Below are 12,046 nucleotides of genomic sequence, written 5' to 3' on the forward strand. Positions count from 1 at the left end.
TTAAGAATTTTATGACAAAATTCTGCATGTTATTAAGTTTTTTTTGTTTTTATTACCTACGACCGCTATTTGCTTTTGTACAACTATACTTAAAAAACTTAAATAATTTACCATTTTAATCTCTTAAAACGCAAGGAGTTGACGTTGCATAAAAAAGTTCTGTTGGCTTTAACTGCTAGTTTGATTTGTCAAGAGTCTTTGTTCGCTAAGGAAAAAGATTACACTTTGGGCAAGGTTTCTACTGCCGGGAAAAAGGATAAATCTGATTATTCTGGGCAGGTCAATTTGGGTTATAGCGGGATCACCGCGCCTAAGAGTTGGCAAGATGAAGAAGTGAAAAAATACACAGGAAGCCGCACGGTGATCTCTAATAAAGCGCTCACCCAACAAGCTAACCAAAGCATTGAAGAAGCTTTACAGAATGTCCCAGGTCTGCAAATTAGGAACGCGACAGGTGTAGGGGCTATGCCTACTATCCAAATCCGTGGCTTTGGGGCTGGGGGTTCAGGGCATAGCGATGCGACGCTTATGTTAGTTAATGGTATTCCTGTTTATATGGCCCCCTACGCTCACATTGAGCTAGACATTTTCCCCGTTACCTTTCAAGCCATTGATCGCATTGATGTGATCAAAGGTGGAGGCAGCGTGCAATATGGGCCTAACACTTATGGGGGTATTGTCAATATCATCACTAAGCCTATCCCTAATCAATGGGAAAACCAAGCGGCTGAAAGGATCACTTATTGGGCTAAGGCTAGAAACGCCGGGTTTGCCGCTCCCCCTGATAAAACCGGCGATCCTTCTTTCATCAAGTCTTTAGGCAACAATCTCCTCTATAACACTTATGTGAGGAGCGGAGGGATGATCAATAAGCATGTGGGTATCCAAGCGCAAGCTAACTGGGTTAGAGGACAAGGCTTTAGGGACAATAGCCCCTCTAATATTTCAAACTATTGGCTAGATGGGGTCTATGACATCAATGAAAACAACGGGATTAAAGCCTATTACCAATACTACGATTTTGCTATCGCCCAACCGGGATCACTCAGCGAGCAAGATTACAAAATAAACCGCTTCGCTAATCTACGCCCTCTCAACCAAAAAGGCGGGCGCTCACAACGCTTTGGGGCTGTGTATGAAAACCGCTTCGGGGATTTAGACAGAGTGGGCGGGACTTTCAGCTTCACTTACTATGGGCAGTTGATGACTAGGGACTTTCAGGTAAGCTCTAGCTACAATAGCGCTAACATGGTTACTTGTTTTAGCGAAGTGGCATGTAGGGCGGCAGGACTTCCGGCAGGGTATAACTTGGCTGTGCCTTATTATGCCACCAACTACAATGGTTGGGCAGAAGTAGAAAACCCTGTGCGCTCCATCAACAACGCTTTTGAGCCTAAAGTGAATTTGATCGTCAATACCGGGAAAGTCAAGCAAACCTTTATCATGGGCTTGCGTTTCATGACCACCACTTTTTTACAACGCCAATACTTAAACACCAATGAATGCGCCACCAAAACGAGCGGTGAGGGGGCAGGCTTCTTGTGTGAGGGCCCTAATGTGATGAGCGGTTGGAAACCTCACATCAAGCATGGCGTTTATAGAAACTGGAATAACTGGCGTAACAATTACACAGCGGTTTATTTGAGCGATCGCATTGAAGCTTGGGACGGGCGCTTTTTTATTGTGCCTGGTTTGCGCTACGCTTTTGTGCAATACAACAACGAAAATGCGGCTAATTGGGCGCAAATCCCTGAGAAGGATTTAAGAAAAATCAAGCACATGAACAATTGGATGCCCTCAACCAACATTGGCTTTATCCCTGTGCAAGGCGATCACAATGTGCTTACCTACTTTAACTACCAACGCTCTTTTGTCCCGCCTCAATTAGATGTTTTGAGCTATGGAGGAGCGGAGTATTTTACCCAACACTTTGACACTGTGGAAGCAGGAGCGCGCTACACCTATAAGGATAAATTTAGCTTCAATGCGGACTACTTTAGGATTTGGGCGCGCGATTTTGCCACCGGGCAGTATTCAGTCTATACAAGCGGCCCCATGAAAGGTAATGTGCGCCCCATTAATGGCTATTCTCAAGGCGTGGAGCTAGAATTGTATTACAGGCCTATTAGAGGGTTGCAATTCCATGCCGCTTTCAACTACATTGACACTCGTGTAACTAGCCATGGCCCTTTAACCGACTTGAACGGGGATGTGCTAAAAGGGACTAGCTATAACAAGCATTTCCCTTTTGTAAGCCCTTTCCAGTTCATTCTTGACGCTCGTTACAATTGGCGTAAAACCACCATTGGTATTTCTAGCTATTTTTATAGCCGCGCTTATAGCGGGATTAGCAACAGCGCAGCAGGAGGCTATTATGGGATGCAATATTATAGTGGGGGGAACAACTATGAAAGCGTTCTTAATAGCGGTTATCAATGCGAAGCTTGGTGTATGACCCAACATGAAGGGCTCTTGCCTTGGTATTGGGTGTGGAATATCCAAGTGAGCCAAATTTTCTGGGAAAACGGACGACACAGAGTTACAGGAAGCTTGCAAATCAATAACATCTTCAACATGAAGTATTACTTCACTGGGATTGGCTCTAGCCCTGCAGGCTTGCAACCTGCACCTGGAAGATCAGTTACAGCGTATTTGAACTACACTTTCTAAAGGCTTTAAAAAGGAGGGGGGGTTATTGCACTATGATGAGCCGCTCAAATTAGCCGATTAGCGGTTCCACTAATTTCACTAATATTGTGGAGTCTTCATTTAAGAATATTCCAAATAAGTTTCTTTGAGGCTGGCCTTAGCCCTTTGCCAATCAGGCAAATACAAACTCAGCAAATCCCTAAAATATTCGTTATGGTGGCGCGCTTTTAAATGCAATAATTCATGCACAACCACATATTCAATGCCTTCACTAGGCGCTTTAGCCAATTCCAAATTAAAAAGCAAGGCGCGTTTAGCAATATTACAACTCCCCCATATCCGTTTCATTTTTTGGATTTTAAAGCTTTGTATGCTCTCGTTTAAAATCTTTTCGTATTGGTTGATGTAGGTTTGTATTTTTTCTCTTAAAACTTGTCTGTAGTAGTTTTCTAACACTTTTAAGCGGTTTTCTAAGCTTGTTTTTTTCTGGACATGCAAGATTAAATATTTAGGGCTTTGGAAGACGAAGTGTTTTTTTATGGTGTGTTCAATCTTTAACAAATAGCGTTTCCCAAAAAGATAATGGCTTTCTCTTTCTAGCATTCCTCTTTGGCTTTGTCTGTTTTGGTTTAAAAAATTTTGTTGCTGTTCTTTTATCCAAGGGAGTCTTTTAATCAAAGAAAGCCTAAGGCTCTCATCGTTTAAAGCTAGGGGGCAAGACACATGCACAGAGCCATCGGGCGGGCAAACGCTAATGTGTAAATGCTTAATATCCTTTTTTTCTATAGCGATGTTGGTATTATTTAAAGTCAAACAATAAGCGTTCATTAGCGATACTCCTCTATGTGTTTGGCTAAATTAAAAATATTTTCTAACAAAACCTCATCGTTTATGATTTTTCTTAAAGCGATTTTAAGGTTTTTTTCTTTTTGATTATGCCCCACCCAACCATCTTTTTTATTACCCCTTATGCATGCATCTATTTCTAGGGCTAAGGCTTCATTTTCATCTAAATTATCATAGAGGGTTTTTAAAGCGTTAGTGTTGATCTTTTTAGGGTAATTTCTATCTTCTTTATCAATAACTTTTTTGGCTAGAGCCTGGATTTGTTGCAAGTATTCTAAATAGGTTAATTTCTTTTCTCTAAACTGGAGAATCAAATCGTTTAAAAGCGAGGATAATTCTCCGTAATACTTAGGGTCGCTCGCTTCTTTTTCTATAATGCGTTTTCTGGTGTTATTAGCGATGCTTTCTGCCATAGAGCTTTCATTTTTGAATGCTTGAGATAACGCCTTATTGAAATCATTAATATCCATTTGGACTAAAACTTCGCACAGCCCTTGATCTTCTATTTTGAATAACACCTCGCTATCCGTGGTCTTAATGTAAGCGTCTAAGATCCTGCGCATGTCTTCGCTATAGCTTTTTAAATCCACGCTATCCCCACTACTCAAGCCAATCACCTTTTGTAAATGCCTATAACATTCCGCTTCTTGTTTGATTTGTTGCGTCTCTTCTTTAGAATGAATGGGCTTTTCTAAGTTATTCAATTCCACAAACATTCTTAAAAACGCGCCAACAAGCTGGTAAAACAACCGCCTTTTTTGAGCGTTTTTTTCTAAATCGCTCCCACAAAAATAAGCGATATAATCCTCTTCATCTTTTGGCTCTTTCACGCTTTCACAAAGCGATTTTAACTGATCTCTAGTTTCTTCTAATTTTTTCTTAATCTTTTGGGATTTGTCAGAGATCAGCCCTTGAATGTCTTCTCTTTCATAGTTTTCAAACGCTTTATTGGTGTAATCGCTGTGTGCTTCTTGTAAGCTATCAAATAAATCCTTATAGTCTATGATACAGCCAAAATCCTTATCTTCGCTATCCAATCTATTCACCCTGCACACCGCTTGAAAAAGCCCATGATCTTGCATTGTCTTATCCATGTATAAATAAGTGAGGCTTGGCGCATCAAAACCGGTCAATAGCTTATCCACCACGATCAACAGCTTCATTCTATTAGGCTCATTAATAAAACGCTCTTTAACTTTTTCTTCAAACTCTTTAATTTGATTAAGGGCTTTTTTCTCATCTTTTTCATGAAAAAAGTTTTGCAGCATTTTGCAATAAGTGCGGTATTTGTAACTCTCTTCGCTCTCATCGCTCCCGCAATCTTTCAGATCGGCGATATTGGGTTCATAGCTTGTGATCACAGCCACCTTATCCTTTAATTCTGTTTCTAAAAAGAGTTCAAAATACCGGCATGCGTTATACACGCTTTCAGCCACCAGCATGGCATTCCCCTTTCCATTCCTTAATCGTGGGAGTTTTGCCATATCCAATACAATATCTTGCACAATATTTTCCAATCTGTCTTTAGTGGAAAAAACTTTTTGCAAATTAACCCATTTCTTTTTAAGCTCTGTTTTAGCCGTCTCATTCAAGCCTTGGGTTTTCAATTCAAAATATTCGTCTAGCTTTTCATGGTCGCTGACATACTGATTCACGCTTCTGGCTTCATAGTTTAAATCCAGCACCACTTTATCGCTAACGGCTTCATTAAATTTATAGCAATGGATATAATTCCCAAACACTTCCTGGCTTGTCTTTTTATCTTGTTTCAACAAAGGCGTGCCGCTAAAGGCGATAAAAATCGCATTAGGGAGCAGGCTTTTCATGGCTTTATGCAATTTAGCGCTTTGGGTTCTGTGGCATTCATCCACTAAAACAACCCATTCCTTTAAAACAGGTTGTTTTAAGTCGTTGTCATCAAACTTATGCATAAGCGAGCTAACCAAAAATTCCTTATTTTCAAACAACACGCTCAATAAATCCTTCTTGCTGTCTGCGCGATAAAGATCCTCGCCTATTCCCAAAAACACGCCTTGAATTTGAGCGTCTAATTCCCTCCTGTCCGTAACGATTAAAATCCTCGCTTGTGTGGTATTTCTTCTTAGCCATTGAGTGAGCCACACCATAGTTAAGCTCTTACCGCTGCCTTGCGTGTGCCAGATAATCCCCCCTTCTTTTCTTTGGATAAATTCTTGCGTTTTTTTAATCGCAAAATACTGGTGGAACCGGGCGCATTTCTTTTGCCCCTTATCAAAAATCAAAAAATCATGGATAAATTCTAAAAACCTTTTTTTTCTAAAAAGCATTCAATCGTTTCAAACAAATTTTTTTGAACGCCCTCTTCTTTCCAAGAAAGGTAGTATTTTTCTTTAGTTTCTATGACGCCATATCTTAGCCCTTGACTTTCATTGCCCGCCATAACCAATTGGATCGTTTTAAAAAAATCTCTAATAAACTCTTTCTTTTGGTTGTCTAAATTTTGCCTAATACCGCTTTCCACGCTCACGCTGGATTTTTTCAATTCTAGCACCCCTAAAGCGATCCCATTAACGTAAAGCACGATGTCCGGCCGTTTCATGTTTGGCCCTTTAACGCTCACTTCTTCAGCCACGCTAAATTCATTCTTAGAAACGTCTTTCCAATCAATGAGATAAGTCGTTTGAGTGTTTTCATTCTGGCTTATTTTAGTTTTCACGCCATAAATCAAAAGCTCGTAAAATGTTTGATTCGCTTCGTATAAATCGTTTTTTAAAGCCTCATGGATTTTCTGCTCAATTTTATGCCACCTTTCATGCTCAATTTTTTGACTTTTAATGAGCCATGCTTTCAAGCTTTCTTTATTGATGTTTTCGTTATCGCTCTTTGTTAAATCCCCTAAATACGCATAGCCCATGCTTTTAAAAGTTTCTATGACTTGATTTTGAACTTCTTTTTCTGTTTTCATCATTAAACCCCTTAAGAACGCTTTTTACCGCTTTATATTATAATCCTAAAAACAAAATAGGGCGGTTAAAATGGCGATCAAAAAAAGCGAATTGTATAGCTCTTTATGGGCTGGAGCGGACAGCTTAAGGGGCGGAATGGATGCGAGCGAGTATAAAAACTATGTTTTGAACCTGCTTTTTTTAAAATACATCAGCGATAAAGCCAGAAGTAATACTGATAGCGAAATAGAAGTGCCACAAGGGTGCTTTTATGAAGACATCCTCGCTTTAGAGGGCGATAAGGAAATAGGCGACAAGCTCAATAAAATCATCGCCAAGATCGCAGAGCGAAACGATTTAAAAGGCGTGATTGACAGCGTGGATTTTAACGATAACACTAAGCTAGGCGAGGGTAAAGCGATGATGGACACCCTTTCTAATTTGGTTAAAATCTTTGCCGATTTAAGTTTGGGCGCGCATGGGGCTTTAGACGATGATTTGTTGGGCGACGCTTACGAATACTTAATGCGCCATTTCGCCAGCGAATCCGGTAAATCCAAAGGGCAGTTTTACACCCCTAGCGAAGTTTCGCTTTTATTGTCCCTTTTGCTTGGCATTGATGAAAACACCAGACAGGATAAAAGCATCTATGATCCCACTTGCGGGAGCGGTTCGTTATTGTTAAAAGCTTCTAGCTTGGCTGGTGAAAAAGGGTTAACTATCTATGGTCAAGAAAAAGACATTTCCACGACAGCCCTTTGTAAAATGAATATGATTTTACACAATAGCGCTGATGCTGATATTGCTAAAGGGGGTTCTAGCACCCTTTCTAACCCCTTTTTTATTAAAAATGGCATGCTGCAAACCTTTGATTATGTTGTGGCTAACCCTCCTTTTAGCTTGAAAAACTGGACTGATGGGCTAAGCATAGACCCTAAAAGCAAGCAAGTCATTAATGATCATTTCAATCGTTTTGAAGACGGCACGCCCCCTGAAAAAAACGGCGATTTCGCTTTTTTGCTCCACATCATCAAGTCCTTAAAAGACACAGGCAAAGGGGCAGTGATTTTGCCTCATGGGGTGCTATTTAGAGGGAATGCTGAGGGCGTAATTAGAAAAAATCTTTTAACAAAAGGCTATATTAAGGGCGTGATAGGCCTAGCCCCTAATCTTTTTTATGGCACTTCCATTCCTGCATGCGTGATCGTTTTAGACAAAGAAAACGCACACGCCAGAAAGGGCGTTTTTATGATCGATGCGAGCAAGGATTTTAAAAAAGACGGCAATAAAAACCGCTTAAGAGAGCAAGATGTCCAAAAAATGATAGACACTTTTAACGCTTACAAAGAAATCCCTTATTATTCCAAAATGGTGAGCCTAGAAGAAATTAGCGCTAACGACTACAACTTGAATATCGCGCGCTACATTGCCGCCAAACAAGAATCAGAAAAAGACTTGTTCGCTTTAATCAACAGCCACAAGGCTAGTTATTTGCCCAAAAAAGAAATTGAAACCTACGCCCCTTATTTTCAAGTGTTTAAAGAGCTTAAAAACACGCTTTTTAAAAAGAGCGATAAAGAGGATTATTACGCTTTAAAAACAGAATGCGAAAACATCAAAGAATTAATCACTCAAAGCTTAGAATACCAAACCTTCCACGCTTCTGTTTTGAGCGCTTTTGACCGATTGGAACTATTTACAACTTTTAATGATTTAGAGCCAGGTTTTAACCCAAAAACCCTCATAGAAAGCGTTTGTTCAAAGGTTTTAAAAGAATTTGAAAAAGTGGGAATTTTAGACAAATACGGCGTGTACCAGCTCTTCAAAGATTACTACAACGAAGTCTTGCAAGACGATTGGTTCCTCATCTCATTCAATGGCTTTGAAAGCGCTAAAGAATTGAGAAAATTAAACCCCCTAAAAGACAAAAACAAAAAAGCCAACTATTTAGAGGAGCCGGATTTTATCATTCAAAAAACCTACTACAAAAGCGATCTAATCCCTAAACATTTGATCAAACAACGCTTTTTTGAAAAAGAAACGAAAGAATTAGAAGAATTAGAAAACGCCCTTAATGAAAAAGAAGCTCTTTTAGATGAATTTATAGAAGAGCATTCTAACGAAGAAGGGCTTTTTGATGGATTGAAAATCAATGAAAGCGTTTTGAAAAAAGAGCTAAAAAACGCCACCGATTTAGAAGATAAAGAAACCCTAAAAACCGCTTTAGAATGGCTAGAGGCTAAAAACAAGGCGCTGAAAATGAAAAATAAAGCTTATGAGGAGCTGGAATTAAAAGCGTTCCACCAGTATAAAAACCTTAAAATCAATGAAATCAAGGATCTCATCATCAAAGACAAATGGCTTAATAGCTTGAAAAACGCCCTAGAAAACAAAATTTTAAAACGCATCAACGCTTTTACTAGCGCCCTTAATGAAATCATTTCAAGCTATTCTAACAGCTTGTTAGAATTAGACAAAGAAGTCAAAGAGAGCGAATCAAAAGTTTTAGAGCATTTGAAAGACTTGGAGATTGTCGTTTGATATTAAAAAGTTTGGAGTGCCTTTTGACTAGCGTACCCTCGCTATGAGACCCCCAAACTGAAAACGATTATAGCGCAGGAAATTTAATGGAACTTGAAAATGAAGTTTTTAATCGTATTTTAAAACATCTAGCCCTAAAAAACCCTCTCGCTTTCAAAGATAAGGGTTTGGATCAATTAAAAAAATCTATCAGCGTGTTACACTACGACTACCTCATAGGCGCTAGTAAGGAATTGGGTATCGTGTTACAAAAATACCCTAATAAAGAAAATGAAATCAATAACCTTTTTGATTTTTTAATGCATTTTTACAACAAACGGATTAAAACGCACCACATGCTTTTTTTATGGATACATTTTTTTGAAACGGCTTTGCGCTCTAAAATGGCGGTTATTTTGGCTCAAAAACGCAGCAGCAAGGATATTGACGATTGGTTTTTGTCTGAAAAGCTTAGGCATAAGATTGAACGCTTAAAAAACACCCACCATTTAAAAAGTTTAGGAGGATACAATGGCTTTCAAATTTTAAATTTATTCACTCTTGGCGCTTTAGAAACCATTATTAAAATGTATTGGAGCGATTTTAAACCCTTATTCGCAGATCACAAAACACACAACGAACATGCCTTGCCAGCCTATGGCACTTGGGATCATTTTTTAAAGGCTTTCAGCTTGATACGGAAAGCCAGGAATGACTTATTCCACAACAACCCTTCTAAAATCAAAACAAGTTCGCTAGTTAAAAACATTGAGATTTTACTATTAAGGCTGGATTTTAACCCTAAAAACGCTTTTGATAACACCCTAAAAATAGAGCGCGTTATCTTTTTTAAAACCATTCAGGAGGACGCATGGACGCATTAACAACGCCCTTACCAAAGGATTGGGAAGCGGTAAAAGTAGAATATATTTTTGAAATCATCACGGATTTTTCAGCTGCTGGATCCTTTGCACAACAAAGTCAAACGGTTCAATATACAAACGATAGAACAAATTATGCACAACTAATACGAACAACCGAATTAAAAAATGGTTTTAACAATACAAATGCTATTTATATCAACAAAGAGGCGTTTGAATTTCTGTGGCGTGTTAATCTTAACAGCGATGCAATTATATTGCCAAATATAGGAATAAATTGTGGAGAGATTTATTATGTGGATATTAAAAAATTAATTCATAAACATAACGCATTGGCGCCAAATGCCATTTTGCTAAGAACAAAGAAAGCCAACCTAAAATTTTTATTTTATGCTTTTTTAGATACATGGTTTCAAAAACAATTAATAAATATTATAACCTCATCAGCACAACCAAAATTCACTAAAACTGACTTAAGAGATTTACTAATCCCCCTACCCCCTCTAGACGAACAAATCGCTATCGCTAACATTTTAAGCGCTTTGGATCGTTATCTTTATGCATTAGACGCTCTCATTCTTAAAAAAGAGGGCGTTAAAAAAGCTTTAAGTTTTGAACTATTGAGCCAAAGAAAACGCTTGAAAGGATTCAATCAAGCTTGGCAAAGAGTAAGGCTTGGGGATATAGGAATAACTATAAGCGGATTAGTAGGAAAAACAAAGCAAGATTTTATCAATGGCAATGCTAAATATATTACATTTTTGAATGTTTTAAATAATGTTATAATAGATACTTCTATACTAGAAAATGTAAAAATATACCCAAATGAAAAACAAAATTCCTTTAAAAAATATGATTTATTTTTTAATACTTCTTCAGAAACTCCAAAAGAAGTAGGCATGTGTGCCGTGCTTTTAGATGATATAGATCAAGTTTTTTTGAATAGTTTTTGTTTTGGTTTTAGAATATTTGACAAGGCAGTTGATAGCTTGTTTTTATCATACTTAATTAATAGCGAAATAGGTAGAAAAGCTTTTGAAAATTTAGCACAAGGTTCAACACGATACAATTTATCAAAGAGTGGTTTTAATAATGTTTGCCTTTTTTTACCCCCTCTAAACGAACAAATCGCTATCGCTAACATTTTAAGCGCTTTGGATAATGAGATCGCAAGCCTTAAAAACAAAAAACGCCAATTTGAAAACATCAAAAAAGCTTTAAACCACGATTTAATGAGCGCTAAAATCAGGGTTTTAGAAAAATAAACGCCCCAAAAGTCAAGGACAAACCCACTTTACAAAGCAAACCCCTAAGCTTTTAAGCTTAAGGGAACGCTCTTAGAAAAATCAGCGTTTCACAGAAACGATCACTTTAAGCCCTAAAAAAGCAAACTCAAAGTATAATGATTTCCAAGAGCGTTTGTTATGTGTCTTAGGCATAACATGCTCCTTACAATGTTGGTCTGCCCCATATCGCAACTATGGGGCGTGATGAAATCCTACAACAAACCCCCTTAAACTTCATCTAACCAAACGCTAAAAACAAGGCGTTTTTAAAACATTAAAGAATTAGCGTTATTGAAGCGGTATTTTTTAAATCTAGTGCTTCAAGCAATCTTCAAACAAATATTGATGCTCGCAAGGCAAAGCGTCAAATAAGGCTTTGGCTAAATCTTGCATTTCTTTTAGGGCTTTATTACTGCTTCTTAAAGTCAATAAATTTTGCAAGCTCCTAGCGTTAATGCTATAGGCTAAATGCGTTTTATAACTCTCTGGCATGGCGTATTTGGCTAAATCGTTTTTAATGTTATGCTCGCTCAATAAAACCCTGAGATTTTCCAAAGCTAAAACGCTCATTGCATCCACTTTTTCATTATCCACAAACACTAAAAACTCTTTGGCTCTTTCTAAATTCGTTTCATTAAGGGGTAAAAAGCTCTCCACTTCTTTCAACTCCCTTAAAGTGTAGCGGCTTGATTTCACGCTCAAGCTCGCTATGCGGTGCCGGCTCAATTCTTGCAACGCTCCCCTACTCAAACCCTTGATTTCAAAATTGTAATAAAGATGCTCTAAAGTGGAAGAATGCCTAAAAATATTCCCCACCCTGTGGATCAATTCCTTATCTTTAGAGCCTCCATCATCGCTGTATTCAAAGCTCTGCCAGCAAGTGCGAATCGCTTGGCTTGCAATGTCTAAAGGGGTGTAATGCTTACAAATCACTTCCATT

Annotated in this window: 6 protein-coding genes and 1 pseudogene; 4 read left to right on the plus strand and 3 right to left on the minus strand. The window is 38.3% G+C overall.

From position 1 onward, the window contains the following. Window positions 1-144: 144 nt before the first annotated feature. Window positions 145-2,670 (plus strand): TonB-dependent receptor family protein, encoded by a 2,526-nt coding sequence (locus tag EXS92_RS02745; protein WP_165508212.1) that lies wholly within the window; start codon window positions 145-147, stop codon window positions 2,668-2,670. A gap of 99 nt (window positions 2,671-2,769) precedes the next feature. Here the strand turns inward: EXS92_RS02745 and EXS92_RS02750 are convergent, their stop codons facing one another. Both EXS92_RS02750 and EXS92_RS02755 read right to left on the minus strand, forming a co-directional pair. Continuing rightward, complete coding sequence (locus EXS92_RS02750; RefSeq protein WP_165515472.1) at window positions 2,770-3,477, minus strand: YgjP family zinc-dependent metalloprotease; 708 nt, start codon at window positions 3,475-3,477, stop codon at window positions 2,770-2,772. After that, window positions 3,477-6,439: pseudogene (locus tag EXS92_RS02755) on the minus strand (type I restriction endonuclease subunit R). Before EXS92_RS02755 ends, EXS92_RS02750 begins: the two are co-directional and overlap by 1 nt. Before the next feature lie 70 nt (window positions 6,440-6,509). Between EXS92_RS02755 and EXS92_RS02760 the strand changes: the two are divergent. The 3 genes from EXS92_RS02760 (at window position 6,510) to EXS92_RS02770 (ending at window position 11,085) form a co-directional block, all read left to right on the plus strand. Beyond that, a complete protein-coding gene (locus EXS92_RS02760) occupies window positions 6,510-8,960 on the plus strand; it encodes a type I restriction-modification system subunit M (protein WP_165515473.1) in 2,451 nt (816 codons plus the stop codon). An 86-nt stretch (window positions 8,961-9,046) separates the two neighbouring features. Beyond that, window positions 9,047-9,823: a CAAX protease gene (locus EXS92_RS02765; RefSeq protein ID WP_150181314.1), complete on the plus strand. Its 777-nt coding sequence runs from the start codon at window positions 9,047-9,049 to the stop codon at window positions 9,821-9,823. Beyond that, window positions 9,811-11,085 carry a restriction endonuclease subunit S gene (locus EXS92_RS02770; RefSeq protein WP_165515474.1) on the plus strand — a complete coding sequence of 425 codons (1,275 nt, stop codon included), beginning with the start codon at window positions 9,811-9,813 and terminating at the stop codon, window positions 11,083-11,085. Before EXS92_RS02765 ends, EXS92_RS02770 begins: the two co-directional genes overlap by 13 nt. Before the next feature lie 333 nt (window positions 11,086-11,418). Here EXS92_RS02770 and thyX read toward each other — a convergent pair whose 3' ends face one another. After that, entirely contained in the window at window positions 11,419-12,045 is a 627-nt protein-coding gene (gene thyX / locus EXS92_RS02775) for an FAD-dependent thymidylate synthase (protein WP_000451936.1), read from the minus strand. Window position 12,046: the final 1 nt, after the last annotated feature.

This window comes from Helicobacter pylori (assembly GCF_011175115.1).
GTDB lineage: Bacteria > Campylobacterota > Campylobacteria > Campylobacterales > Helicobacteraceae > Helicobacter > Helicobacter pylori_DF.

Excerpts from the sequence above, each read along its gene's own strand:
- EXS92_RS02750 (WP_165515472.1), bottom strand. The coding sequence starts at position 3,477 with ATGAACGCTTATTGTTTGACTTTAAATAATACCAACATCGCTATAGAA.
- EXS92_RS02760 (WP_165515473.1), top strand. The coding sequence starts at position 6,510 with ATGGCGATCAAAAAAAGCGAATTGTATAGCTCTTTATGGGCTGGAGCG.
- EXS92_RS02765 (WP_150181314.1), top strand. The coding sequence starts at position 9,047 with ATGGAACTTGAAAATGAAGTTTTTAATCGTATTTTAAAACATCTAGCC.
- EXS92_RS02770 (WP_165515474.1), top strand. The coding sequence starts at position 9,811 with ATGGACGCATTAACAACGCCCTTACCAAAGGATTGGGAAGCGGTAAAA.
- thyX (WP_000451936.1), bottom strand. The coding sequence starts at position 12,045 with ATGGAAGTGATTTGTAAGCATTACACCCCTTTAGACATTGCAAGCCAA.